This is a genomic window from Nitrospirillum guanabarense, assembly GCF_034653355.1.
Lineage (GTDB): Bacteria > Pseudomonadota > Alphaproteobacteria > Azospirillales > Azospirillaceae > Nitrospirillum.
Genome location: NZ_JAYEER010000004.1, coordinates 2615679 through 2641689 on the forward strand (window position 1 = coordinate 2615679; position 26011 = coordinate 2641689).

Sequence of the window (26011 nt, forward strand, 5' to 3'; positions counted from 1 at the left end):
ACCGGCACTTGGCCGCGTCCTTCGAGGTCATTCGGCTTTTGACCGTGGCCCGGGTACGGGGCACTCTGTCCGGAGATGGGTGCCCGATTCGCTTGAAATATTTTAACGCGACACCTGTAAGCTTCTTTCCCTGATATGTGGGGTTGGGAAGCCACCAGCGGTGGCCCGGGATTTGCTTGCAGATGAGTCAAGGGTCGGGCCGTGACCAGACTGGGTGGAAGTGGTTTCATCCTGTTCTGTCACAAATAATCATTTATCTGGCATATTTCCTTTGGATAGGAGAGGCTGATTCCGCCTTCCCAAAATGGGGCGGGAAGGGCCCAAGGGACAGCGGGGGGCGGCGGTTTCTGGGATGAGCCAAGCGAAAAATCTGGATATTTCGCCGGGTACGTTTGGTGAGCGGGGAATTTCCATTCCCTTCACCACCCCCATGCTGAGTCAGGCCCGCATGCGGCCCACCCGCCAGGGCGAACCGGAATTCCTGCTGCCCAGCTTCAACGGTGGCAAGGGCATGTACATCATGCCCTGGCGTTCCCTGCCGACGGTCATGACCGTCACCCTGCACGATCGCCTGCTGTACGACGCCCTGCTGGAGCTGAAGCAGTATTCGCCGGACACCGTGCGCCAGGCGGTATTGGCCGTGCAGGCCACGGGGGTGGCCGGTGGCGACGCCTCGCTGGCGGCGGAAAAGACCCTGGCCCTGGACGCGGGTTACCAGGCGCTGACCCAGTTCACCCTGGTCATCGAGCTGCTGAAGCTGGCGCGCATGGACGCGGGCGAACTGCTGGCCACCGGCATGACCGGCTCCGAAAGCCGGCGCCTGATGCGCACCGCCCTGGGCCAACTGGGGCAGCGGGCCAATCTGCCGGCGGAGGAGATGGTGTCGCGGGTCGAGACGCTGGCCACCCTGGTCGCGCCCGTCGGCTTGCCGCAGTGCCAGCAGCTGGGCCGACTGCGCATGACGGTGGGCGAACTGGAGCGCACCCGCGCCAGCCTGCAGCGCTGGGGCGCCACCGACTTCTCCGAAGTCTCGCAGCTGGCCGACTTCGTGGCCGAGACGGCCAAGGCGGCGCTGGACATGTCGCGCGACCGGCTGGCGCGGCTGGACGCCCGCTGCCGCGACCTGGGCGCCATCGCCGGCGATTTCCGCACCCTGCGCGCCGCGGTGGCGGAGGATGTGACCCGTCTGGGCTGGCTCATGGACGGCTGGCCCTTCCTCATCCGCCTGTGGGACAGCGTGTCCGACAGCCCGCTGGAGACGCAGCAATCCACCATGGGTGAGCTGTTCCGCCTGGCCCCCCTGATCCCGGTGGGCGAGGGCGGCAAGGAACCCTCGGCGTACGACCTTGAAGTCCTGGGGAAGATACAGACGCGCTGGCTGCGCATGGGGGAAGACTGGCGCACCGGCGCCCTCGACATGGCGGCGGTGATGCGGATCGAAGCCTTGAAGGCGACGCTGTCATGACCGATCCCGCCATCGCCCAGTGGCAGAGTCTGGCGCGTGACGCGACCCGGCTCAGCGACGCCAAGTTCCTGCAAATCTACGCCTTGCTGGAACAGCTGGGGGAAAAGCCCGGCATCGCCGGCGCGTTCGACGCCATGCGCCCCCGCCTGACCCAACTGCGCCCGCCCCGCCGGCCCACCGTCTCACGCCTGTTCTTCCGCCCGGCGGAGGATCTGTTCGACGATCCCGGCGTCTACACCCGCCGCTTGCAGCGCGTGTCGCGTGGCACCCTCCCCACCTGCTGGAAGCTGGTGCGGGCACGGCTCGACGGCGGCATGGTGGACGGTGTCGCCCAAGGCGTCCTGAAGGCGGACCCGCGCGATCCGCGCGTCATGGCCCGTGTCGCCGCCCCGCTCTGGGAGGCGGGCGCCCAGGCGCTGGCGGCCATCGCGGACGAGGCGGAAAACAACCTGCGCTTCATGGTCGACAATTTCGGCCGCGATGATGACGTGCTGCGCCAGATCCAGACGCTGCGCGACGTGCTGCTGCTGGGCGGCGTCATCGAGGATCTGAAGCAGCGCCTGCCCGAACGTCCCATCGGCGACCTGGCGGAAAGCCATGTCGAGGCCATCAAGAGCGTCATGGCGCAACTGGGCGGGGCGGAAAGCCCGCAGGCCGCGGCCCCCGTGCTGCTGGTGCTGACCGCCCGCATGCTGCGCCCCGGCGTGATCCTGAAGATGCTGACCGACATGCGGGTGACCGGCAACAGCCAGGCGCAGCGCGACGCCCTGACCCGCGACCTGTCGGGCGTGGTCGTGGGCAACCTGCTGCGCCAGACCGGCACCATGGCCAAGCCGCCGCACCCGGCGCAGGGTGTCGCCCCCGGAACCGTGCCGGGGGTCAAGGATCCCGTGCAGCAGCTGGGTTCCCTGGCCGCGGTGGCGGAGCGGCTGACCGACGGCCTCACCTCGGTCAACGACAGCGTGGCCATCCTGCGCGACAAGAAGATCGTCGACCGGGTGGCCGCCGCCCGCAGCGAGATCGGCGAGTTCGTGCTGACCACCGTGCTGGGGGACGTGGAAAAGACCATGGCCAGGCTGATGTACGGCAGCGGCGGCGTCTCCACCCCGCCCGATGAGATGAAGAAGGCGGAGGCCACGGTGCTGGCGCTCAAGCGCTCGGCGAAGCTGGCCAACCACCTGGGCATCCAGCGCGAGGTCACCGCCAAGATCACGGAAATCCGGCGGGAGATCGACCGCCAGGCCGAGCGCATGATGTCCGCCCCCGGCGCCCGGGGCGATCCCGAGGTCCGCCGCCAGATGTTCAACAACCTGCGCCTGGTTGAGATCTTGGCGGGGTCGGACGAGGCGGAACGCATGTACCGGGACTGGAACAGAAGATTGAGTTAGGTGACGGACTTCTTCAGCGATTTCTCGATCTGGCCGCCGCAATAGCTGTCGCCGTGGCGCCTGACAAACTCCTTGTCCCACGCGGCCAGCGCCGGGGTCCGCCATATCCGCCGGCTCAGGGCCGCCACCAGGGGCGCCGTCTCGTCCAGGACGGTGCCGATACTGGGGAAGACCCGGCGCAGGGTCGACCACAGGGTCGCGGTGACGATGTCGGCGACGCCGATGGTATCGCCGCCCAGCATCAGGCCATGGTCGCGTTGCAGGCCGTGGTGCCGGCCGGTCGCCTCGAAAATGGACATCCAGCGCCGCAGCCGGGGAACGAAGGCCTTCCAGGTTTCCGGCGTCCACATCTCCCGCCCACCGTCCAGGGTGATCTCATCGATCACGTCGTTGGCGTCGGCCACGGTCTTCAGGGTCATGGCCCGGCCTTGGGGCGAGGGCGGCAGCAAGCCCAGGGTATCCCCCAGGTACAGGGCGATGGCCGGCATCTGCGACACGGTGAAGTTGGCCGCCGGGTCCACCAGCACGGGCGGCCCCATGAAGGGCGCGGGCTGCTCGTCGGGCGCCATCTCCATCGCCTCCACCAGGATGCTGACCTCCGGTTCGTCCCAGCTCTTACCCGCATGGGCCAGGATGGCGCGGATGAATTCCCCCCGGAAGGGGACGGGCCAGTAGTACAGGGTATAATCGGCCATCGTCGGCGATCCTCCGTCGGTTGGGTCCCATCGCCCACTTTTCCCTTTTCAGGCAACTCCCGACGGCCCGGCAGGTTCAACCCAAAATCACCGCGTCCATGCGGCCGGGCTCGACCTCGGTGATGAAGGGACCGTCGGTCCACAGCAGCAGGCAGCGGATGGCCAGGTCCGGATAGATACGCCTCAGGGCGTCCCGGTAGGCGGCCATCTGCGAGACGTACAGGCCGGGAATATCCTCCGCCGTGCGGGGTGGGGGGCGGTTGGTCTTGAAGTCGACGATCTTGACCTCGGTGGCCGTCACCACCAGCCGGTCGATCTGCGCCGCCAGGGGGCGCGTGCCCACCGTGCCCACCAGGGGCACTTCCGACCGGCTGTCGGGACCGAACAGGTCGGCAAACTCATCGTGGTTCAGCACGCGCAGGGTTTCCGACCAGATTTCTTCCCGCGCGGCTTCGTCCAGGCCATGAGCCGGGCGGTCCAGCCAGCGGCGGGCGGCCCCGGCCCGGGCCGCCACGGGCATTTCCGGCAACAGCTGCAGCAGCTTGTGGATCAGGGTGCCGCGCTTGAAGCGGCGGGCCTCTTTCGCCTCGCCATCGCCCAGGGGCGACCGCACCGCCGGTTCCTCCCCATCGGGACGGGAAGGGGCCAGTGGACGCGACGGTGCCGGCTCGGCCGCCGGCGGGGTCAGCAGCCAGGCGGGGGCGGGGGGTACGGCCTCCACCCCCTCGCGCGCCGCGCGCTGGGCGGGCGGGGGCCGCGTCTGCGGTTCGGACAGCACGCGGCCGTCGCCGGTCCAGCCCTGGCGCGACACGGCGGTCAGGTCGAAGGCGCGGCTGGGCGCCACCGCGGCCAGCGCCCGCTCCGTCAGGCGGAACCAGGTGTCGTCGCTGGTGGCCGTCTTGCCTTCGTATCCGCAGACATGCAGCCGGTCCTCCGCCCGGGTCAGGGCCACGTACAGCAGGCGGCGGTATTCCTGGTCGCGGCGCCGGTCGGCGGCGGCGCGGGCGGCCCGGGCCTTCACGTCCTCCTGCTCCCGCCGGGGGGCGTACAGGGGCACGCCGGGGGCGGCGTCCGTGTCGTCATCGCCCGCGCCATCGACACTTCCCGGGGGCCACAGGATGCGGGGGCTGGTCACCGGCTTGCGCGTGGTGTCGGGCAGGATGACCACGGGCGCCTGCAGGCCCTTGGAACCGTGGACGGTCATGATGCGCACCTGCCCGCCCTCCGGGCCCCGGTCCTTGGCGCCCGTGTCCAACTCGCGCTTCACCTCCGTCTTTCCGGCGGCCAGCCAGTGCAGGAAGGTTTGCAGGGACGGCGGATGGGCGCGGTCGAAACCCAGGCACAGGCTCAGGAACTCATCCACCGGGTCGATGGCCTCCGCCCCCAGGCGGCCCAGCAGGGCGCGCCGGCCGCTGACCGGGTCGGCCGGGCAGGGCCGGGTCAGCAATCCGGCGAACAGCTCATAGGGGGCGGTGTAGTCGACCTCGCCCAGCAGGCGGCGCAGCCAGGCGTAGGCGGGCTGGAAGCGCGGGTCCGTTTCCGCCCGCTTCACCAGGGCCGGCCATAGGCGGCCGCCGCGCCCGTGCGCCAGGGTGAACAGCGCCTCCTCATCCAGGCCGACGAAGGGGCTTTTCAGCACGGTGGCCAGGGTCAAATCGTCTTCCGGCATCAGCAGGAATTGGCCCACCGCCATCAGATCCATGACGGCCAGCTGTTCGGTCAGCACCATGCGATCCACGCCCGCCACCGGCACGCGCCGCTCTTTCAGCGCGCGCACCAGCTGCTGGACGAAGGCGTTGCGGCGGCGGACCAGTACCAGGATGTCGCCGGCGGTCAGGGGCCGGCCCCGCGCCTCCAGCACCTCCCCCTTGGCGATCCAATGGGCGATCTGGTCGGCGATGACGGTGGCCAGGCGGGCCTGGGGCCTGTCTTCCGGCTCATGGTGCAGGGGCGGGGACCAGGCCGGGGTGTCCGCCCCGTCGCCGGGCCGCACCAGGGGCCACAGCTCCACCGTGCCCGCCATGCCCTGGCGGAAGGGGCGGTGGCGGATGGCCTGGGCCGAGACGCCGTCGCGGGCCTCCTGCTGCGCGAACACCGTGTCCACCGCCTGCAGCACGGCGCCGACGGAGCGGAAGCTGGTTTCCAGGTCGACGATGGCCCAGGGCCGTTCCGCCTGCCGCACCCGCGCCTGGAAGGTGCGGCGCATGCGGGCGAACTCCGCCGGGTCGGCCCCCTGGAAGCTGAAGATGGACTGCTTCTCGTCACCCACCACGAACAGGGTGCGCCGGGCCTGGGACTGGCCCTCGCCGACGAAGAACTCCTCCGCCAGGGCGCTCACCACCCGCCATTGCTCCGGATTGGTGTCCTGTGCCTCGTCGATCAGGATGTGGTCCAGGCCGCCGTCCAGCTTGTACAGCACCCAGGCGCAGGCCTGGGCGTCGCCGGTCAGCAGCGCGCTGGCCGCCAGGATCAAATCGTCGAAGTCCAGCTGCGCCCGGCTGTCCTTCCAGCGCTGGTACCCCTCCAGCATACTGCCGGCCAGGGTCAGCAGGCTGGCCGTGGAATGGGCGACCGTCACGGCGCGCAGCCGCTCCTGCAGCGCCACCAGGCGCTGGCCTTCCCGGGCCAGGATGTCGGCGGTGCGCGGATTGGCGGCCAGCGCGCCCTTGGTGGCCAGGCGGGACCGCACCGTGCCGTCCGCCGTCAGGAACAGCTGGCGATAGGCTGCGATGTCGGCCAGGCGGCGGTCGATCTGGTCCAGCCACCGCTGGATGCCCAGGCCGCGCTCCACGTCCGTCGCGGTGCCCATGGCCAATGCGGAACAGGCGGCGCGCAGGGCGGGAAGGTCCAGCACCTCATCCCGGCAACCGGCGGCCAGCACGCCGCCCTCCGTCTCGCCGGGATCGACTTCCAGGTGACGGAACAGGGCGGCCACCGTTCCTTCCAGGCCGCCGTGCGCATCCAGGATGCGGCGGATGCGGCCGCGCTGGGCCACCAGGTCGGCCAGCAGATCGGCGAAACTTTCCTCGTTCAGGGCGCTGGCCAGGCGCTTCAAGGCCCGGCCCAGGGGGGTATCCGGCCGGTCCTGGGTGGACGCCAGCATGTGGGCCTGCGCCTCGGCCAGGGCTTCCGCCGCCGTGCGATCGTCCATGACCTGGAAATTGGGCGGCAGCCGCGCCTCCAGCGGGAAGCGGCGCAGCAGGGATTGGCAGAAGGCGTGGATGGTCTGGATCTTCATGCCGCCGGCCGTGTCCAGCACGCGGGCGAACAGGCGGCGGGCGATCAGCACCTCGTTCCGCGTGGGCGGGCGGCCGTTCAGCTCGGCCAGGGCTTGGGTCAGGTCGCCGTCCGCCATGACGGCCCAACCTGCAAGGCGTTCTGCAATGCGGTTGGCCATTTCCGCCGCGGCCGCCTTGGTGAAGGTCAGGCACAGGATGCGGCCGGGCTCGGTGCCGGCCAGCATCAGCCGCACCACCCGGTCGGTCAGCACCTTGGTCTTGCCGGTGCCCGCCGACGCCCCCACCCAGACGGACGTCTCCGGGTCCGAGGCTTGGCGCTGCTTGACCGTGGGATCGATCGGGCGATCCAGGGGGGGCACCTCGCTCATGACTCACCTCCGTCACCCACCGACCATTCCGCCACGCGCGCCAGGTGCAGATAGTCGGAATAGCGCGGCGCCATGCCCGGCCGGGGCTGCGAGCGGTAGGGCGTGCTCTCCTGGTCGAACAGATCGATCAGCTGGCGCAGGCCCTCCACCGCCTCCGCCGCCAGGCGGGCGGGGTCCAGCTTCAGGGCCACCACTTGGCCGGCGGGCTCACCCCCCGTCAGGCGCCAGAAGGCCAGCTGCTCCACCACCGGTGCCCGCAGGCCGAAACCGCCGGCCAGGGCGATGGCGGCCTCCAGCGGCAGTTGGGGGGCGAAGCCCAGTTCCACGTCCTTCGCGCGCGGCGGTGTGCCGGTCTTGTAGTCGATGATGGCAACAGACCCGTCGGGGTGCCGGTCGATGCGGTCGGCCTTGGCGATGATCTCGAACGGCTTGTACGCCGTCTCCAGGGTGAGGATGCCCTTGGCCTCGGTCGCCAGGGGCTGGATGCCGCCGGCCCGCCGCTCCCGCTCCAGCGCCAGGAACCAGTCGGCGATGCGCTCGAACCTGGGCCACCAGAAGGTCTCCAGGCTGGGCTGGCCGCTATAGGGGGCGAAGGCCAGGCGGCCGAAGCGCAGCAGCTGCTCGCGCGCGTCCTCGGGCAGCAGGGTGCCGGGATTGGCCTTGATGAAGTCGTCCAGCGCCTCATGGATCATGATGCCGCGATCGGCTGCCCCGGGATCGGCGTCCAGCGGGTCCAGCGCCTCCAGGCGCAGGACGTGGCGGGCGTAGAGGGCGTAGGGGTCGCGCATCCAGGTCTCCACCTGGGTGACCGACAGACGGCGTGGCCGGGCGGCCACGGGCGGGCGCGGTTCCGGCGGGGGGCATGGCCGCACGGCCGCCGGCGTGTCCATGGCCTCAGCCCAGGCGGTCCAACGGCCCATGGTGATGCTTAAAGCGCGGGGGCGGCCCAGCGCCTTCAGCACCGTATCCAGCCGCAGCAGCCAGCGCGACGGCACGGTGGGCGTGCCCTCCACCCGTTCCGACCGGGTCAGCACCACGGTGGCGGCGCCGCAGGCCTGGGCGAAGTCATGCGCCGTCTGGCCCAGGTGCCGTTCCGGCGTGGGCAGGCCGAAGCGCTGTCGCATGGGCCGCGACAGCCAGGGGTCGGCCTTGGGCTGCGGCGGCCAGGTGCCCTCGTTCAGGCCGCCCAGGATCATGACGTCGAACTGCTGCAGCCGCGCCTCCAGCAGGCCCAGGATGTAGAGGCGCGGGTGCAGGCCATAGCGGGGGCGCACCGCGCGGCCCACCATCAGGGCGCTGATGACGGCGGCATAGTCCGGCCCGCCCAGCTCGGGGAAATCGTGCCCGGCGTCCTGCAACTCGTCCACGAAGGCGGCGGCGGCCTCACCATCATCCAGGCGCCACAGGCGCTCGGCGCCCGATTGCGTGTCGCTGGCGGCCAGGGCCTCCGCCGTGCGGGCATGCAGGTCCAGCCAGCCGGCCAGGGTCTTGCCCGTGCCGCTCATGGCCGCCAGCAGGGGCCGCAGGATTTCCTCCAGCCCGTCGATGAAGGCCGACAGGCGGGCGCGGTGGGCATCCGGGTCGCCGTGGCTGTCGAAGCGCCGGGGCTCCGCCTGGGCCAGGGCCAGGCGCAGGCCCTCGAAACCGTCAGCCGGCCGGGGGCCGCGCAGCACCGCCCGTTCCAGGTCGCGCACCTGGGCGCGGAAGAAGGATGGGTTCTGCCCGCCCGCCGCCAAGGGGTGCTTCAGCAGGGACAACAGCGCCAGGGGGGCCGACTCCGCCGCCCAGTCGGCCAGCAGGCGCAGATAGCTGCCCACGGCACTTTGCGTGAGCGGCAGGCCGGCGCTGTCGTTGACGGCGATGTCCCAGCGCTTCAGCGCCAGGGCCACGCGCCGGGCCAAGTCGCGGTCGGGCGTCACCAGGGCCGCCGTTCGGCCCGGCGTCTCCAGCACCTCGCGCATCATCAGGGCGATGGCGCCCGCCTCCTCCTGCGGGGTGGCGGCATCCAGGCGCGACAGGCCCGCCAGGGCCCGGTCGGCGATCGCCGCCAGGGAGCTGGCGGACAGGTCCTGCCAGGCCTCCGTCGTGCCGGCGGGGCGCAAGGCCTCCGCCACCAGGCGGGCCCGGGCGGGGGCGCTGCGACGGTGGGCCATGACCTCCGGCAACGGGTCGGGCAGGGGCCAGGGCCGCACCGCGCCCCGGCGGATCTCCAGCCGTTCCAGCAGGCGCTTCAGGCCGTATTGCGGGTGGGCCTCGTCCAAATCCTGCCAGGTGGCCTCATCGCAATCGAGGTCCAGGCCGGGCAGGACGACGGCGCCCTGGGGCAAGGCCGCGACCACCGCCAGCAGGTCGGCAGTGGCAGGGATGCTGCCGGTGGATCCGGCGGCGATGACGGGGCCGGGCGGCGGCTGGGCGCGCCAGGTCTCGGCCAGAGCCTTCAGCCGCAGTTCGCGCTCCCTGGCCGGGTCCACGCCGCCTTCATCTTCCAGCAGGGCCGGCCAATGCTGGGTGATGATTTCCAGGAAGCGCAGGGTCACCTGCCAGTGCTGGGCGTAATCGTCCGGCACCAGGCGGGCCAAATCCTCGAATTTGCAGCCCTCGGTCTGCACCTCGTCCAGCAGGCGCGCCAGCTCCCCCGCCAGGCTCACGGCCTGGGCGGGGGTGGCGGCCAGGTCGGGGGCGCGCATGACCAGGCGGGCCAGCAGCAGCTGCCGGCGCAGGGCCGGCACGGCCTGGGGCAGCTCGGTGCCGCCCTGGGTGAACACCACCTCGTCCGTGTCGACGTCGCCCAGGGGCGACAGGCGGGGCAGCAGGATGGGCTTGCCGCCCGACAGGCGCAGGAAGGCTTCCCGCAGGGAGCGTACGGCGCGCACCGTGGGCAGCAGCACCGTCAGCCGCGACAGGGCCAGCGGGTCGTCGCCCATCCGCGCCAGGATGCCGGCCGCCAGCGCGTCCACGAACGGCAGCCCCGGCGCGATGGTGAACAGGGATGTGCCGGTCTCCTCCCCCGATGCGGCAGGCCACGTCATGGGGTCAGGGCTCGGCCTTGCGCGGCTGGCTCAGCTTGGCGTCGTGCAGGATGGGGTGGCCCAGCAGGGTGTTCACCTCCTCCACCGCGTCGGGCGTGCCGACATGGAACCAGACGCCGTCGTGGCGCATGCCGTACAGGCGCCCCGCTTCCTCGGCCTGTTGCCAGAGCCTGAGGTTGGAGAAACGGTTCTCGGTGATGGTGTGGTACAGCTCCGGCTTCACGATGTGCACGCCGGCGAAGACGAAGGGCGCCAGTTCGCCCTCGGCGCGATAGCGCAGGCGGCCGTCGGCTTCCATGTGGTAATCGCCGGGGCCGTCATAGCCGACGGCGGCCACCGTGGGCATCATCAGCAGCAGCACGTCCATGACCGCCGGATCCCAGGTGGCGGCCAGGCGCTTTAGCGCCGGGATGGGGCCGTCCAGCCACAGGATGTCGGCGTTGACGACGAAGATGGGGTCCTGGCCCAGGTGGGGCAGGGCGTGGCGCACGCCGCCGCCGGTTTCCAGCAGGTCCGTCTCGGGCGACAGGGTGATGGCGGGGCTGTGCCGGCCGGCCAGATGGCTTTCGATCATGGCGCCCAGGTGATGGGTGTTCACCACCGCGCGTTCCACGCCGCTTTCGGCCAGCCGGTCCAGGGCGTGGTCCAGCAGCGGGGCGCCGCCCACCTCCACCAGCGGCTTGGGCCGCGTCAGGGTCAGCGGGCGCATGCGCAGGCCCAGGCCGGCGGCCAGCACCATGGCCGTGCGGGGGACGTCATGAACGGCGGGAACGGTTGCGGCGGCAGAGGCGGACATCGCGTCAGAAACTCCGGACGATGGTATCGGCATCAAGGTTAGCGGGCAGGTGGCCTTCCACCCAGTGGGCAATCGGGGACAAGGCGGGGTGGCGGATGGCGCCGGTGAACTGGCCCCACCCCCGGGGCAGGAAGGACAGCTGCGGCGCGCCCGTGGTGGCCTGGATCAGCTGCGCCACCCGCCCCAGGATGCGGGCGTGGCGCACGGCCCCCAGGATGGCGGCGGACGCCCGGAAGGCCTCCTGGTCGATGGCGGGGAAGGCCGCCAGGTAGCGCAGGGTCATGGCCTGGCGCACGTCCGCCGGCACGTCGCGCCGCGCATCCTCCAACAGCGACACCAGGTCGTAGGCGCGGGGGCCGATGCCGCCGTCCTGGAAATCCAGCAGGCCGCAGGCGGCGACACCGGCGCGGTCCTTCAGCCGCATCAGGTTGCCGGGGTGGTAGTCGCGCAGCAGCAGGGTGGGCGGCAGGGACAGGGCGGCGGGCAGTACGCCCTCCCACGCCTCGGCCAGCGCGTCCCAGGCACCGGCGGGCAGCGCCCGGCCGCGTACGACGGGCACGAAGGCGTCGGCGAACAGCATCACCTGGTCGCGGAACAGGCCCACGTCATAACGCGACAGGTCGGGGGCCCACGCCGGCACGAAACGCTGATGCAGGGTGATCAGCACATCGGTCGCCACCTCATACAGCGGCTGCCACGGCTCCTCTCCCGCGTCCAGCAGGCGGGCGTAGTCGTCACCGCCGAAATCCTCGATCAGCAGCAGGCCCTGGGGCTCGTCGCCCGCCAGGATGACCGGGGCGGACAGGGCGCAGTCGCGCAGCAGGCCGGCGATCTGGACGAAGGGTGGCACCTGGCTGATGGCCACCTCGTCACGGCAATCCATCAGGATGGCGGTGGTATTGTTGAGTGTCAGGCGCTCATACCGCCGGGCCGACCAGTCGGCGCCCATGGGCTGGCGCCGGGCGGCGCCCCAGCCGGCCTGGTCCAGGAAACGCCGGATGACGGTCTCGCGGGGCGGGGTATCGCGTCTCATGGCTAAAAACCCTTCCCAATGGCGGTGGCCAGGCGGGGGGCCCAGGCGCCGTGACCCGTCAGGGTGGCGCGCCGGCTGTCGGGCCCGGTGATGGCGAGGTCCAGCTCAAGCCGGTCGGCGGGCAGCAGCGCGCCCAAGCGTACCGGCCATTCCACCAGCGCCACGCCCTCATGAATAACCTCCTCCCACCCCAGTTCCAGCACCTCATCCGGCTCTGTCAGTCGGTAGAGGTCGAAATGCCACAGGGGGAAGCCGGGCAGGTCATAGGTCTGCACCAGGGTGAAGGTGGGGCTGGGCACCTCTTCCTCCGCATCGCCCAGGCTACGGATCAGGTGGCGGGCGAAGGCGGACTTGCCGGCGCCCAGGTCGCCCGACAGGGCCACGATGTCACCCGGCCGCAACAGCCGGCCCAGCCGTGCCGCGAGATCGGCCGTCGCCTGCTCATCAGCCAAATCCAGGGTCAGCGTGTGGGGCATGGGGCTCCTGAGGGTGGGCGGCGGGGTGCGCTTGGCGGATACTGCGGCGGCGTACGTTACCGGGGCAAGCATCCCGGCGGGGCGTATCCCGCAAACTGGGCCCCGCAAACTGGGCAGTTGATTAGCGCATCAATTCGCGTGATGAAAGCAACCCGAACCGCCGACCGGCCGTGCGTACCCCTTTGGACGCACCCTGCGCCGCCGGTCCCCGCGTGCCGTGTGCCCAAGTGCCGTGTCAGGAGTAGACCAGACCCATGTCCAGCCAGCTTGAGACCATCGCCCCCGGCGGCGTCCACCGCACCGACGTCTGCATCATCGGCGCCGGCCCCGTGGGCCTGTTCGCCATCTTCGAATGCGGCATGCTGAAGCTGGACTGCCACGTGGTCGACGCGCTGGACATGGTGGGCGGCCAGTGCACCGCCCTCTACCCCGAAAAGCCCATCTACGACATTCCGGGCTATCCTCAGGTGGAGGCGGCCACCCTGATCGACCGGCTGGCTGAACAGGCTGCCCCCTTCAAGCCCAACTACCATTTGGGCCAGCAGGTCACGACCCTGACCCCGGGCCAGGACGGCCGTTGGCTGGTGGGCACCGACAAGGGCACCACCATCGACTGCCGCGCCGTGCTGGTCGCCGCCGGCTGCGGCGCCTTCGGCCCCAACAAGCCGCCGTTGGACGGCCTGGGCGAGTATGAGGGCAAGTCGGTGCACTATCTGGTGCGCCGCCGCCAGGATTTCGCGGGCAAGCGCGTGGTCATCGCCGGCGGCGGCGACAGCGCCGTGGATTGGGCCATCTCCCTGTCCGAGGTGGCGGAGCGGGTGATGGTCGTCCACCGCCGGGCCAAGTTCCGCGCGGCACCCGAAAGCGCCGCCCGCCTGGATCAGCTGGCCAAGGACGGCGTCATCGACATGGTCGTGCCCTACCAGCTGGCCGGCCTTGAGGGGAAAACGGCCGGCTGAGCGGCGTGAAGGTCGCGACGCTGGAGGGGGAGGAGAAGACCTTGCCCGCCGACGCCCTGCTGGCCTTCTTCGGCCTGGCCATGGACCTGGGGCCCATCGCCAGCTGGGGCCTGAACGTGGAACACCACCATGTGGCGGTGAACCCGGCCACCATGGCCACCAACGTGCCGGGCGTCTACGCCATCGGCGACATCGCGACATACCCGGGCAAGGTGAAGCTGATCCTCTGCGGCTTCGCCGAGGCCGCCATGGCCGTGCACGCCATCCACCCGCTGGTCCACCCGGGCGAGGCGCTGCACTTCGAGTATTCCACCAGCCGGGGTGTTCCCGGCAATTAAGTGTTCCCTCAAACGCCGGGCGCGGGCGTCCGCCCGCTTGGCTCATCCTCAGTTTCCAGTCCGCTACGCTCCCCGGAAACTTCCGGCGGCCGCAGTCGCGGCCTGGTCGCTTCGCTTCAATTGGTGCGAAGGGAAAGGTTGTCAGCGGCTTTCCTCCCGCACGATCAGGCGGTCGATGGCGTCCGACAGGGGGGGCAGGTGTTCCAGCACGCTGTTCCACAGCACGCGGGTGGCCACCCGGCGGTCGGGGGGATGCAGCAACTGGCCCATGGCCGCGATCTGACGCCAGGGTATGTCCGGCTCCGCCGCCGTCAGGTCCGGCGGCAGTTGCCGCACGGCGGCCGACACCATCTCCAGCGACCGCTCCACGGCGCGCTGCAGGCCCCAGCTTTCGGCGAAGTCCTGATAGGCGATGCCGGCGGTGATGCCGCTGATGCCATCCAGCAGTTCGCGCAGATCGCCCAGGCGCAGAATGACGCTCCGCCGCATCGTCAGAACACGCACAAGGCATCGGCCTCGATCCCCGGGCGCAACTGGGGATGCAGGCCGTCGCGCGTCGTCACCTCCGACTGTCGGCCCAGGATGGCACGTACCTTGTCCTGGATGTCCGCCAGTTCGATCAGGCTGAAACGGGGGTTGTCGCTGTCCAGGAACAGGTCCACGCCGCCCTCCCGCTCCGGCGCCGCCGGGCCACCCACCAGGAACAGATGCGCCACGCCGGCCCGGTGCAGTTCGGCCTCATGGGCCCGCAGCTTGCTGACCGCCTGTTCCTGATTCATCGCCGCCTCCTCAGCCGTTCTTGAGGGAAGCTAACATCTCCCGCCGCAGAATGGCATTGATACGGGACTGGTAGCCCTTGCCCTGGGACCGCAGCCAAGCCAGCACGTCGGAATCGATCCGTACGGTCGTGGAAGTCTTGGTCGGCTTGTAGAAGCGGCCACGCACGGCGTTCTTCCAGAACTCATCCGGCAGCTCGGGGATGTCGCTGGTGTCGATCTCGCTGTCCGGCCGTTCGGCCAGGGCCTCCAGGCGGGCTTTTTCCTCCTCGGTCAACGGAGGAAGATCGGCCATTCGCATTCTAACGATCTTCGTGCTCATATTGGTATCTTTCCATCCGCGTGGCTCTTCGCGCTGAAATGATGCGGACGACTTCGATGGTCTGGCCCTGCTCATCCTCCTCCCAAAGAGTGTGAGCGACCAACAGCAGCAAATGTCCGGCAACCATCCCCAAGGTCTGCCATCGCATTTCGCCGCCTTCGATACGGTCTTGTCGCATCAGGACGAACGGATCATCGAAAGCGCGCATGGCCATTTCAAATGTAATGCCATGCTTGCGGTAATTGCTTGCCGCCTTCATCGCATCCCATTCCAAGAGCCTTTCCATACGAAAATGTTACTACAAATCCGTAGATACGGAAAGGCACCTCACTCCTCCCGCAGCAGCGGGGCGGCCGGTTGGCTGAGCGCCTGCCAGGTGGCGACCAGGCCTAGCGCCAGGGTGATGGCCGTGCTCAGCAGGGCGGTCAGCACCAGGGTCTGGGGCAGGAACACCCACTTCATGTTCATGACCTTGGTCAGCACGGCCCAAGCGGTGAGCGTGCCCAGCGCGCCGGAGATGACGGCCGTCACCAGGCCCAGGGCGCCGTATTCGATGAGGAAGGTGCGCAGGATGGTGGCGCGCACGGCTCCCAGCACCTTCAGCACCACGGCGTCATAGACGCGGCGGCGGTGGCCGGCGGCGATGGCGCCAGCCAGCACCAGGGTGCCGGCCACCAGGGTCACGGCCGCCACCACCCGCACCGCCATGCCGATGTTGACGATGATGGTGGACACGGTGGCCAGCGCCTCCTTCACCCGGATGGCGGTGATGTTGGGGAAGGCCCGGATGACGGCGCGCTGGATGGCGGCCTCGGCCTCCGCCGGAGCGCGCACGGTGGCCAGGTGCGTCTGGGGCGCATGCTCCAGCACGCCGGGGCTCATCACCAGGGTGAAGTTGATGCCCAGGGTGGTGAAGTCCAGGTCGCGCACCACCGCCACCTCCGCCTCGATCTCGCGGCCCAGGACGGACAGGGTCATGTGGGCGCCGGGGCCGATGCCGAAGGCCTGCGCCACGTCCTTGGAGATGGCCAGCTTGGGCGGCCCGCTGTAGTCCGCCGGCCACCAGGCGCCGGCCACCACCTTGTCGCCGGCGGGGGCGGCGGCCTGATAGGTCACGCCGCGGTCGCCGTTCACCACCCACTTCTTGTCGGGGTCGTGCACCTGCTCCTGCGCCGGCTTGCCCTCCACCCGCACGATGGTGCCGCGCAAGCTGGGCGTGGTTTCCAGATCGTGCGCGCCGGGCACGGCCAGGACCGTCTGGCGGAACTGGTCCAGCTGGTCGGGCTGGATGTCGACAAAGAAGAAGCTGGGCGCGTTGGCCGGCAGGCTCTCCCCCACCTCGCGGCGGAAATTACCCTCGATCAGGGCCACGGCCACCAGCACGGTCAACCCCAGGCCCAGCGACAGCACCACCATGCCCGACAAATTGCCCGGCCGGTGCAGATTGGTCAGGGCCAGGCGCAGGGACGGCCGCCGGGGGCGCGGCAGCAGGCGGGCGAGCCGGGTGATGCCGGTGCCCGCGCCTAAGAACAGCAGTAGGATCGCCGCCGCCCCGACGACGAAGAAGGCCGCCAGCTTCTGGTCGACGGAGGTCAGCACGGCCAGGCTGCCCAGGGCCGCCGCCAGCCAGGCCAGGGCCGCCAGCACCAGGGCCGGCGGCCGGCCCCGGCGCCCGGCCGATCCTTCGCGGAACAGCCGCGCCGCCGGCACCCCCGCGCCTGGCCCAGGGGCCAGAGGGAGAAGACCAGCGCGGTGGTGAGGCCGAACAGGGCGGCCAGGGCCAGGCGGCCGGGATAGACGCCGATCTCCGCCGTGATGGGCAGCAGGCCCGCCAGGGCGCGCCCCGCCGCCAGGGGCAGCACGGCGCCCAGCACCAGGCCACCGGCGATGCCCAGCCCGGCCAGCGCCAGGATCTGCATCAGATAGACCTGGAAGATCAGACGGGCGGGCGCGCCCAGGCATTTCAGGGTGGCGATGGAATGGACGCTGGCGTCCATGTGGCTGCGCACGGCGTTGCCCACGCCCACCCCACCCACCAGCAGGGCCGTCAGGCCCACCAGGGTCAGGAACTGGGCCAGCCGGTCGATGAAGCGGGTCAGCTGCGGGGCGGCGTTGTGGAAGTCGCGCACCCGCCAGCCGGCGTCGGGGAAGGTCTGGTCCACGGTCTTGGCCCAGGTGGCAGCGTCCGTGCCCTCCGGCAGGCGCAACTGGTAGGACCAGTTGACCAGGCTGCCCGGGCGCACCAGGCCGGTAGCGGGTAGGGCGTCCATGGCGATCATCAGGCGGGGCCCCAGCGCGATGCTGCCCGACCCCGCCTTGTCCGGCTCATGGTCGATGATGCCGCGCACCTCCACCGTCGTGTCGCCGACGACGAGATTGTCGCCGATCTTCAGCGACAGGCGGGTGGCCAGGGTGTCGTCGACGAAGGCGCCGAAGATCCCGCCGCGCGCCGCCAGGCGGCCCTGCACGTCGCTGCCCCCATCCGTCAGGGTCAGCCGGCCATAGAGGGGGTAGCGGCCATCTACCGCCTTCAGCTCCACCAGGCCGCTGGCGCCCAGGTCGGTTTCTCCGCCGGCTGTGCCCGCCGCCTTGCGCGCCATGGCCCGCATGTCGGCCGTCACGGCCACGGTGCCCTGGCCCTCCAGCCACTGGCGCTGCTCCGCCGCCGCCTCGCGATAGAGGACGCGGACCGACGCGTCGCCGCCCAGGATGGCCCGGCCGTCCTGGGTCAGGGACCGCTGGATGCCGCCCGCCACCGACTGCACGGCGGCGATGGCGCCCACGCCTAGGGCCAGGCATAAGAGGAAAATGCGGAAGCCCCGGATGCCGCCGCGCAGTTCGCGCCGCGCCAGCCGGGCCGCCAGCTTGAGTTCGGTCAGGGTGATCATGGCGGCCTCAGTCCGCGACAGCGGCGCGCGCCACGGCGGTATCCTCCACCACCCGGCCGTCGGCCAGGCGTATGGTGCGGTCACAGCGGGCGGCCAGGCTGGGGTCGTGGGTCACCAGGATCAGGGTGGTGCCATGGCGGCGCGCCTGGTCGAACATCAGGCGGATGATCTGCTCCCCCGTCTCCTGGTCCAGGTTGCCGGTGGGCTCATCCGCCAGGATCAGGTGGGGCCGGGGGGCGAAGGCGCGGGCCAGCGCCACGCGCTGCTGCTCGCCGCCCGACAGCTGGCCGGGATAATGGTCCAGCCGGTGCGACAGGCCCACGGCGGCCAGGCCGTCGCGGGCGCGGTCGAAGGCGTCGGCCTCGCCCGCCAGTTCCATGGGCAGGGCCACGTTTTCCAGCGCCGTCATCGCCGCCATGAGGTGGAAGGATTGGAAGACGATCCCCACATGATCGCGGCGGAAGCGGGCCAGCGCATCCTCCGACAGGCGGTTCAGCGTCTGGCCCGCCACGGCGACCGTGCCGCCGGTGGGCCGTTCCAACCCGCCGATGACCATCATCAGCGACGATTTCCCCGACCCGCTGGGCCCGACGATGCTGATCCGCTCCCCCGCCTGGATTGAAAGGTCGATGCCTTTCAGGATGTTGACGCGCCCGGCGGCGCTTTCCAATGTCAGGGTCAGGCCGTTCAATTCCAGGGCGGACTGCACGAGGGACATGGGCGCGTAACTTTCCGGGCTGAAGGTCTTCAGCCGATATGGCCCGGCCCCCTTGGTTTTCAACAGGAATTCCGGTGATGCGACTCTCCTTCCTTCTTGCCCCCCTGCTGGCCCTGGGCCTGGCGACCGGCGCGGCCCAGGCGCGGCCCCTGAAGGTGGCGGTGCTGGGCGACAGCCTGTCGGCCGGCTACAACCTGCCGCCGGGCCAGGGCCTGACCCGCCAGCTGGAGGCGGCGCTGCGCCAGGACGGCCTCGACGTCACGGTGGGCGACACCGCCGTCTCCGGCCAGACCTCGGCCGGCGGCTTGGCCGGCCTGGACTGGATGCTGGGCGACAAGCCGGACCTGGTGGTGGTGGAACTGGGCGCCAACGACATGCTGCGCGGCATCGACCCCAAATCCACCCGCGCCAACCTGGACAAGATCCTGTCCACCCTGAAGGAGCGGCACGTCCCCGCCATCCTGGCCGGCATGAAGGCCCAGCCCAACCTGGGTGCCGACTACGTGGCCGCCTTCGACAAGATCTATCCGGATCTGGCCCGGCAGTACGCGCTGCCCTTCTACCCCTTCATCCTCGACGGCGTGGCGTTGGATCCGAAGCTGACCATCGCCGACCGCATGCACCCCAACGGCGACGGCGTGGCCATGATGGTCCGGGGCCTGAAGCCCCTGGTCGCCAAGGCGCTGGCGGCGCTGAACGGTGGCGCGGCGGCGGGCAAATAGGGGTTTCACAGCGCCGCCGGGGCTATTCCCCGCAGCTGACCTCGCGTAGACAGGCGTTAACCTTTTTCCCGCCCTTCAAGGACACGCCCCATGGAACACCGCCGTCTCGGCCGTACCGACATCACCGTCAGCGCCATCTGCCTGGGCACGATGACCTGGGGCCGCCAGAATACCGAGGCGGAAGGCCATGCGCAGATGAGCTACGCCTTCGACCGGGGCGTCACCTTCTTCGATACGGCGGAGATGTATGCCGTGCCGCCCACGGCCGACACCTACGGCAAGACCGAGGAGATCATCGGTACTTGGTTCCAGGCCACTGGCCGGCGCGCCCAGGTCTTCCTGGCCAGCAAGGTCAGCGGCCCTGGCCCCATGCCCTGGGTGCGCGGCGGCCAGCACCGGCTGGACCGCGCCAACATCCACGCCGCCGTGGACGCCAGCCTGCGGCGCCTGCGCACCGATTACATCGACCTCTACCAGGTGCATTGGCCGCAGCGGCCCCTGGCCCTGTTCGGCCGGGGCGCGCCGGAAGGGCTGTACGGCGACGGCGGCGTGCCCATCGAGGAGACGCTGGCGGCGATGGGTGAGCTGGTGACGGCCGGCAAGGTCCGGCACATCGGGGTGTCGAACGAGACGGCCTGGGGCGTCATGGCCTATCTGCGCGCGGCGGAGCGGCAGGGGCTGCCCCGCATCGCCAGCATCCAGAACGTCTACAACCTGCTGTCCCGCGTCTTCGACACCGACCTGGCGAAGGTGGCGGTGCGCGAGCAGGTGGGCCTGCTGGGCTATTCGCCCCTGGCCGGCGGCACCTTGAGCGGCAAGTACCTGAACGGCGCCATGCCGGCGGGCTCGCGCCGCGCCATCGACACCCGCGGGTCCCGCTACGGCGGGCCGGTGGTCGACCCCATCGTGGCGCGCTACCTGGACATTGCCCGCCGTTACGGCCTGAACCCGACGCAGATGGCGATATCCTTCGCCCTGCGCCAGCCCTTCATGACCGCCGTCATCATCGGCGCCACCAGCATGGCCAACCTTGAAAGCAACATCGCCGCGGCCGACGTTACATTGAGCGACGCGGTGATCGACGAGATCGAAGCCGTGCACCAGTCCAACCCCTCCCCCTGCCCCTGAGGGCCGGACGGACGGGGGACCTTGAAGGTACAGCGTCATGATCCGCCTGTTCGTGGGCCTGGAAATGCCGGAAGCGGTACGGGACGCGCTGTCCCGCCTCACCGGCGGCCTGCCGGGGGCCCGCTGGGTGCCGCCGGAAAACTATCACCTGACCCTGCGCTTCATCGGCGAGGTGGATGAGGGCGTGGCCCAGGACATCGATGAGGCCCTGGACCTGGTGGTGGCGCCCGCCTTCACCCTGGCGCTGGACGGTCTGGGCCAGTTCGGCAAGGGGGAGAAGTCGCGCGTGCTGTGGGCCGGCGTGCGCCCCGAACCGGCGCTGGACCATCTGCAGGCCAAGGTGGAGAGCGCGGTGGTGCGGGCTGGGCTGGCGGCCGAGACGCGCAAGTTCAGCCCTCACGTCACCCTGGCCACCCTGGGGCGCGAGACGCCGGCGGCCCGCGTGGGCCGGCTGATGGAGGAACACGGCCTGTTCCAGGCGGGGCCGTTTCCGGTCGACCGCTTCATCCTTTATGAAAGCGTGCTGGGCCGGCAGGGCAGCACCTACCATGCGCTGCGGGACTATCCGCTGGGCGGCTGGCGGCCGGAGGAAGAGGTGCCCTGACGCGCAAGCCCCCTCGCGCATAATTGCGCATGCGCCCGGGGTGCGGATGCCGTATCTCCTCTGAAATCCCTCGATAGCCGGAGTCGAGCCCCGCCATGATCCAGCCCGCCCGCCGCACCTTCGTCGCCCTGGACACGCCCGAGCCCAAGGCGGCCCGCGCCCTGGCCCAGCGGCTGGCCGGCCATGTCGGCGGCGTGAAGCTGGGGCTGGAATTCTTCTGCGCCGCCGGACCGGAAGGCGTCCGCGGTGTGACCGAGGGCCTGGACATGCCGCTGTTCCTGGACCTGAAGCTGCACGACATCCCCAACACGGTGGCGGGCGCCATCCGCTCCGTCATGCCCCTGGCCCCGGCCTTCATCACCCTGCACACCCTGGGCGGTGCGGCCATGATGCGGGCGGCGGTGGACGCCGCGGCGGACGCGGCGGCCCAGATGGGCGTGCCCCGGCCCAAGCTGCTGGGCGTCACCGTGCTGACCAGCATGAGCCTCCTGGATCTGGCCTCCGTCGGCGTGGACCGGCCGGTGGCCGACCAGGTGGCGCTGCTGGCGGATCTGGCCCATGTGGCCGGCATGGATGGCGTCGTCTGCTCCCCCAACGAATGCGCCGTGCTGCGCCGCCAGCTGGGTCCCGACTTCACCCTGATGGTGCCGGGCATCCGTCCCGTCTGGGCCTCCGCCAATGACCAGAAGCGCATCATGACCCCGGCCGCCGCCGTGACGGCCGGCGCCACCTACCTGGTCATCGGCCGCCCCATCACGGATGCCACCGATCCCGTCCAGGCCGCCCAGCGCATCGTCACCGAACTGGCCGCGTAATTTTTGTCAGGCCTGCGACCGCGGGCCCCGGAGATTTCCGGGGAGCGTAGCGGACTGGAAATCGAGGATAGCCAAGCGGCCGGATGGCCGCGCCGGCGCTTGAGGAGCACGCACCATGCCCGTCAAAGCCAAGATCTGCGGGATCAATCGTCCCGAGGCCTTGAGGGCAGCCGCGGATGGCGGAGCCCGCTACATCGGCCTGGTGTTCTTCGCCAAGTCGCCGCGCAACGTGTCACTGCCCCTGGCGGCGGAGCTGGCGCGCATGGTGCCCACCGGCGTGCGCACGGTGGGCCTGTTCGTCGACCCCACCGATGAGTTCCTGGACCAGACCCTGGCCCAGGTGCCGCTGGACCTGATCCAGTTGCACGGGGAGGAGACGCCAGGGCGTGTGGCCGCCATCCGCGCCGCCCATCGCCTGCCTGTCATGAAGGCGCTGAAGATCGAAACCGCCGCCGACCTGGACGCGGCTTCGGCTTACGAGCCGGTGGCCGACATCCTGCTGTTCGACGCCAAGCCGCCGGCCAAGTTGCTTAACGGGCCCCCTATCCTGCCGGGCGGTAACGGCGTCGCCTTCGACTGGACCCTGCTGACCGGCCGGCGCTGGTCCAAGCCCTGGATGCTGTCCGGGGGCCTGACCCCCGACACGGTGGCCGAGGCCATCCGCGTCAGCGGGGCCGACGCGGTGGACGTGTCCTCCGGCGTTGAAGACAGGCCGGGCCACAAGGACCCGGCCCTCATCCGCGCCTTCCTGGACGCTGTGCGCGGCGTCTGAATACAAAAGAAAAGGGGGCCAGGCGCGATGCCTGGCCCCCGATAGTGGCGCGTCGTTGTCGACCGGGCCGCAAAGTCAGAACCGGTCCAGGTCCATCGTCTTGCTCCACGCCGCCACGAAGTCCTTCACGAACTTCTCCTTGGCGTCGTCGCTGGCATAAACCTCCGCCACCGCCCGCAGTTCCGAGTTGGAACCGAAGATCAGGTCGACGGGGCTGGCGGTCCACTTCAGGGCGCCGCTGGCCCGGTCGTGGCCTTCGTACAGGCCCGGGGTCTTGGGCGACGGCGCCCATTTGGTGCCCATGTCCAGCAGGTTGACGAAGAACTCGTTGTTCAGCGTGCCCGGATGGCTGGTCAGCACGCCGGTGGCCGACTGCCCCTCATTGGCGTTCAAGGCGCGCAGGCCACCCACCAGCACCGTCATTTCCGGCACCGTCAATGTCAGGGTGTTGGCCTTGTCCACCAGCATTTCCGCCGGGGACAGGCGGCTGCCCTTGCCATAGTAGTTGCGGAAGCCGTCGGCCGCCGGCTCAAGGTTGGCGAAGGAGGCGGTGTCGGTCTGCGCCTGCGTGGCGTCGGTGCGGCCGGGCTTGAACGGCACTTCGACGGTGTAGCCGGCTTGTTTGGCCGCCTGCTCCACGCCCACGCCGCCGGCCAGCACGATCAGGTCGGCCAGCGATACCTTCTTGCCGCTCTTCTGGGCCCGGTTGAAGTCGGCCTGGATGCCCTCCAGCTTGGCCAGCACCTTCTTCAGCTCCGCCGGGTCGTTGACGGCCCAGTCCTTCTCCGGGGCCAGGCGGATGCGGGCGCCGTTGGCGCCGCCGCGCATATCGGTGCCGCGGAAGCTGGAGGCGGAGGCCCAGGCGGTGCGCACCAGTTCCGGCACGGTCAGGCCGGATGCCTGGATCTTGGCCTTCAGCGCCGCCACATCCTGGGCGTCGATGGGGGCGTAGTCGGCCGCCGGCACGGGATCCTGCCAGGTGAACACGTCCTTGGGCACCTCATTGCCCAGGTAACGGGCGCGGGGGCCCATGTCGCGGTGGGTCAGCTTGAACCAGGCGCGGGCGAAGGCGGCGGCGAACTCGTCCGGGTTCTTCTGGAAACGCAGGGCGATGACGCGGAAGCCCGGATCCATCTTCAGCGACAGGTCCGTTGTGAACATCATCGGCGGATGATGCTTGTTCGGGTCATGCGCGTCGGGGACCAGTTCACTGGCGCCCTTGTCCTTGGGCTCCCACTGGGTGGCGCCGGCCGGGCTCTTGGTCTGCACCCAGTCGAAAGCGAACAGGTTGTCCAGGTACTGGGTGGTGAAGGTGATCGGGCTGGCGGACCAGGCGCCTTCCAGGCCGCTGGTGATGGTGTCGGCCCCGTTGCCGGTGCCGCACTTGTTTTCCCAGCCCAGGCCCTGCTTCTCCACGCCGGCGGCTGCCGGCGCCTCGCCCAGGCACTTGGCGTCGTGTGCGCCGTGAGCCTTGCCGAAGGTGTGGCCGCCGGCGATGAGGGCCACGATCTCCTCGTCGTCCATGGCCATGCGGCCGAAGGCCAGCCGGATGTCCTTGGCGGCGGCGATGGGGTCGGGGTTGCCGTTGGGGCCCTCCGGGTTCACGTAGATCAGGCCCATCTGGGTGGCGGCCAGGGGACCTTTCAGCTGGTGCTGGGCGTCGAAGCGCTCCGCCCCCATCCACTTCTTCTCGGTGCCCCAGAACACCAGGTCGGGTTCCCAGGTGTCGACGCGGCCGCCGGCGAAGCCCAGGGTCTTGAAGCCCATGTTTTCCAGCGCGACGTTGCCGGTCAGGACCATCAGGTCGCCCCAGGACAGCTTGCGCCCGTACTTCTGCTTGATGGGCCACAGCAGGCGCCGGGCCTTGTCCAGGTTCACATTGTCCGGCCAGCTGTTGCGCGGCTCGAACCGCAGGTCGCCGCCGTTGGCGCCGCCGCGCCCGTCCGCCACGCGATAGCTGCCGGCGCTGTGCCAGGCCATGCGGATGAAGAAGGGACCGTAGTTGCCGTAGTCCGCCGGCCACCAAGCCTGGGGCGTCGTCAGGACCTTGTCGATGTCCTTCTTCACCGCCTGCAGATCCAGGGTCTTGAATTCGGCGGCGTAGTCGAACTTTTCGCCATAGGGATTGGACGCCGCCTCGTTCTGGCGCAGAGGGCTGAGGTCCAGCCGGTCGGGCCACCAGTCCTGGTTGGACATGGGTTTATCCACTTGGGGCTTGTCGTCAGCCCTGGCGGCGCTGGTCAGGGCCAGAGGGGAAATCGAGGCTGAGAGCAGCACGATCAGGGATAGGGCGCGTTTATGCATCGAAGTGCTCCTCCTAAGGAAAGCCACAATTCAGATGCAACAGCAGCTAACATGCTGAAAAACAGCAAACAAACTAATTAATTCTATAATCCTTATAGGAATAATCTATAACAATAGTAAAAATGCTGGCGCCATAAAATCAATTGGCGCCATAATTATTAAAAACGCACACACATAAAAGGTTAATGATTTGTGCGGTGCGGCAACGGCGATGTTGGCGTGGCCGTTTACTTACCGTCGTGCCTCGCGGATTGCCTGGGCCAGGCGTTGGTAGGTGGTGCTGAGGGCGGCGCCGCTGCGCCAGGCCAGGACGATGCGGCGCTTGGCCTCCGGATCCGGCAGGGCCCGGGTGGTCACGTGCAGGCCATGCAGCAGGCCGGCCTGCACCGCCATTTCCGGCAGCAGGGTGACGCCGAGCCGGTTGTCGACCAGATGCACCAGGGTTTGCAGGGTGGAGGCGGACATGGCCTGGCGCTGCAGGTCCGCGCGCCCGCACAGCGCCAGGGCGTGGTCGCGCAGGCAATGCCCGTCCGGCAGCAGCAGCAGGCGCTCCGTCCAGTCGGCCTCATTCAGCGTGGTGTGGCATCCCACCGGGTCCTCCATATGGAAGGCCAGCATCAGTGGGTCATCGAACAGGGTGTCATAGTCCAGCGCCGTGCAGGGATAGGGCAGGGCCAGGATGGCGCAGTCCAACTCGCCATGGCTGAGCGCCGCGCACAGGCTGGCGCTGACCTCCTCCCGCACGTGCAGTTCCAGCAGGGGATAGCCGCTGGCGAACTTGGGCAGCAGGCGGGGCAGCAGATAGGGCCCGACGGTGGGGATGATGCCTAGGCGCAGGACGCCGGCCAGCGGGCCGTCGCCCTGGGCGATATTGCCCAGGTCCTGGGCCACCCGCAGCAGCTCGCGCGCCTTTTCCACCACCTGCTCGCCCACGGCGGTGAAGGCCACCATGCGCCGCGTCCGCTCCACCAGGCGCAATCGCAGCAGGGCTTCCAGTTCCTGGATGCCGGATGACAAGGCGGCCTGGGTGACGTTGCACGCCTCGGCCGCGCGGCTGAAATTGCGGTGCTCATGCAGGTGCACGAGATAGCGGAGTTGCTTGAGGCTGGGCAGGGTCATCGCGGTGGCGTCTTCGGTAGGACGGTGACCGCTCCATCTTAGCTCTAAAGCACCGTA

General features: G+C 69.9%; 22 protein-coding genes and 1 pseudogene. 8 read left to right on the top strand and 15 right to left on the bottom strand.

Annotation, left to right across the window (positions count from 1 at the left end; all coding sequences use genetic code 11):
* Positions 1-352: 352 nt before the first annotated feature.
* Both UAA55_RS30300 and UAA55_RS30305 read left to right on the top strand, forming a co-directional pair.
* Positions 353-1465 carry a hypothetical protein gene (locus UAA55_RS30300; protein WP_322957530.1) on the top strand — a complete coding sequence of 371 codons (1113 nt, stop codon included), beginning with the start codon at positions 353-355 and terminating at the stop codon, positions 1463-1465.
* Positions 1462-2853, top strand: a complete 1392-nt coding sequence (locus UAA55_RS30305) for a hypothetical protein (protein ID WP_322957531.1) — start codon at positions 1462-1464, stop codon at positions 2851-2853. Before UAA55_RS30300 ends, UAA55_RS30305 begins: the two co-directional genes overlap by 4 nt.
* On the opposite strand, the gene UAA55_RS30310 is transcribed toward UAA55_RS30305, so the two are convergent.
* The 6 genes from UAA55_RS30310 to tsaE all read right to left on the bottom strand — a co-directional run bounded on the left by UAA55_RS30310 (position 2850) and on the right by tsaE (position 12489).
* Positions 2850-3548 (bottom strand): glutathione S-transferase, encoded by a 699-nt coding sequence (locus tag UAA55_RS30310; RefSeq protein ID WP_322957532.1) that lies wholly within the window; start codon positions 3546-3548, stop codon positions 2850-2852. The genes UAA55_RS30305 and UAA55_RS30310 overlap by 4 nt on opposite strands.
* A gap of 76 nt (positions 3549-3624) precedes the next feature.
* The gene (gene addA, locus UAA55_RS30315; RefSeq protein WP_322957534.1) at positions 3625-7155 is read right to left on the bottom strand and encodes a double-strand break repair helicase AddA; all 3531 of its coding nucleotides are present in this window, start codon (positions 7153-7155) and stop codon (positions 3625-3627) included.
* Entirely contained in the window at positions 7152-10184 is a 3033-nt protein-coding gene (gene addB, locus UAA55_RS30320) for a double-strand break repair protein AddB (RefSeq protein WP_322957536.1), read from the bottom strand. Before addB ends, addA begins: the two co-directional genes overlap by 4 nt.
* Positions 10185-10188: 4 nt before the next feature.
* A complete protein-coding gene (locus UAA55_RS30325) occupies positions 10189-10980 on the bottom strand; it encodes a nucleotidyltransferase family protein (protein WP_322957538.1) in 792 nt (263 codons plus the stop codon).
* Positions 10981-10984: 4 nt separating this feature from the next.
* The gene (locus UAA55_RS30330) at positions 10985-12013 is read right to left on the bottom strand and encodes an aminoglycoside phosphotransferase family protein (protein ID WP_322957539.1); all 1029 of its coding nucleotides are present in this window, start codon (positions 12011-12013) and stop codon (positions 10985-10987) included.
* Between the two features lie 2 nt (positions 12014-12015).
* Positions 12016-12489, bottom strand: a complete 474-nt coding sequence (gene tsaE, locus UAA55_RS30335; protein WP_322957541.1) for a tRNA (adenosine(37)-N6)-threonylcarbamoyltransferase complex ATPase subunit type 1 TsaE — start codon at positions 12487-12489, stop codon at positions 12016-12018.
* A gap of 254 nt (positions 12490-12743) precedes the next feature.
* On the opposite strand from tsaE, the pseudogene UAA55_RS30340 reads away from it, so the two are divergent.
* Positions 12744-13786 (top strand): annotated as a pseudogene (locus UAA55_RS30340) (NAD(P)/FAD-dependent oxidoreductase).
* Between the two features lie 141 nt (positions 13787-13927).
* On the opposite strand, the gene UAA55_RS30345 reads toward UAA55_RS30340, so the two are convergent.
* The 7 genes from UAA55_RS30345 to UAA55_RS30375 are packed head-to-tail and all read right to left on the bottom strand — an operon-like array spanning position 13928 to position 18490.
* Positions 13928-14290 carry a HepT-like ribonuclease domain-containing protein gene (locus UAA55_RS30345; RefSeq protein WP_322957542.1) on the bottom strand — a complete coding sequence of 121 codons (363 nt, stop codon included), beginning with the start codon at positions 14288-14290 and terminating at the stop codon, positions 13928-13930.
* Positions 14278-14565 (bottom strand): nucleotidyltransferase family protein, encoded by a 288-nt coding sequence (locus UAA55_RS30350; protein ID WP_322957544.1) that lies wholly within the window; start codon positions 14563-14565, stop codon positions 14278-14280. The genes UAA55_RS30345 and UAA55_RS30350 overlap by 13 nt, the downstream gene beginning before the upstream one ends.
* Before the next feature lie 10 nt (positions 14566-14575).
* On the bottom strand, positions 14576-14857 hold the full coding sequence (locus tag UAA55_RS30355) for a BrnA antitoxin family protein (RefSeq protein ID WP_322957545.1): 282 nt from the start codon (positions 14855-14857) through the stop codon (positions 14576-14578).
* A 7-nt stretch (positions 14858-14864) separates the two neighbouring features.
* Positions 14865-15158 carry a BrnT family toxin gene (locus UAA55_RS30360; RefSeq protein WP_416235234.1) on the bottom strand — a complete coding sequence of 98 codons (294 nt, stop codon included), beginning with the start codon at positions 15156-15158 and terminating at the stop codon, positions 14865-14867.
* A 53-nt stretch (positions 15159-15211) separates the two neighbouring features.
* Positions 15212-16594, bottom strand: a complete 1383-nt coding sequence (locus UAA55_RS30365; RefSeq protein ID WP_322957547.1) for an ABC transporter permease — start codon at positions 16592-16594, stop codon at positions 15212-15214.
* Positions 16477-17772 carry an ABC transporter permease gene (locus tag UAA55_RS30370; RefSeq protein WP_322957549.1) on the bottom strand — a complete coding sequence of 432 codons (1296 nt, stop codon included), beginning with the start codon at positions 17770-17772 and terminating at the stop codon, positions 16477-16479. Before UAA55_RS30370 ends, UAA55_RS30365 begins: the two co-directional genes overlap by 118 nt.
* Positions 17773-17779: 7 nt before the next feature.
* Entirely contained in the window at positions 17780-18490 is a 711-nt protein-coding gene (locus UAA55_RS30375) for an ABC transporter ATP-binding protein (RefSeq protein ID WP_322957551.1), read from the bottom strand.
* A 77-nt stretch (positions 18491-18567) separates the two neighbouring features.
* On the opposite strand from UAA55_RS30375, the gene UAA55_RS30380 reads away from it, so the two are divergent.
* The 5 genes from UAA55_RS30380 to UAA55_RS30400 all read left to right on the top strand — a co-directional run bounded on the left by UAA55_RS30380 (position 18568) and on the right by UAA55_RS30400 (position 22531).
* A complete protein-coding gene (locus UAA55_RS30380; protein ID WP_322957553.1) occupies positions 18568-19212 on the top strand; it encodes an arylesterase in 645 nt (214 codons plus the stop codon).
* 90 nt (positions 19213-19302) lie between these two features.
* Positions 19303-20340: an aldo/keto reductase gene (locus UAA55_RS30385; RefSeq protein WP_322957555.1), complete on the top strand. Its 1038-nt coding sequence runs from the start codon at positions 19303-19305 to the stop codon at positions 20338-20340.
* A 37-nt stretch (positions 20341-20377) separates the two neighbouring features.
* Positions 20378-20944, top strand: a complete 567-nt coding sequence (gene thpR / locus UAA55_RS30390; protein WP_322957556.1) for an RNA 2',3'-cyclic phosphodiesterase — start codon at positions 20378-20380, stop codon at positions 20942-20944.
* Between the two features lie 95 nt (positions 20945-21039).
* The gene (gene pyrF, locus UAA55_RS30395; protein WP_322957557.1) at positions 21040-21759 is read left to right on the top strand and encodes an orotidine-5'-phosphate decarboxylase; all 720 of its coding nucleotides are present in this window, start codon (positions 21040-21042) and stop codon (positions 21757-21759) included.
* Between the two features lie 115 nt (positions 21760-21874).
* Positions 21875-22531 (top strand): phosphoribosylanthranilate isomerase, encoded by a 657-nt coding sequence (locus tag UAA55_RS30400; protein WP_322957559.1) that lies wholly within the window; start codon positions 21875-21877, stop codon positions 22529-22531.
* Positions 22532-22606: 75 nt separating this feature from the next.
* Here the strand turns inward: UAA55_RS30400 and katG are convergent, their stop codons facing one another.
* The gene (gene katG / locus UAA55_RS30405; RefSeq protein ID WP_322957560.1) at positions 22607-24835 is read right to left on the bottom strand and encodes a catalase/peroxidase HPI; all 2229 of its coding nucleotides are present in this window, start codon (positions 24833-24835) and stop codon (positions 22607-22609) included.
* A 231-nt stretch (positions 24836-25066) separates the two neighbouring features.
* Positions 25067-25954, bottom strand: coding sequence for a hydrogen peroxide-inducible genes activator (locus tag UAA55_RS30410; protein WP_322957561.1), 888 nt, complete (start codon positions 25952-25954; stop codon positions 25067-25069).
* Between the last annotated feature and the right edge of the window lie 57 nt (positions 25955-26011).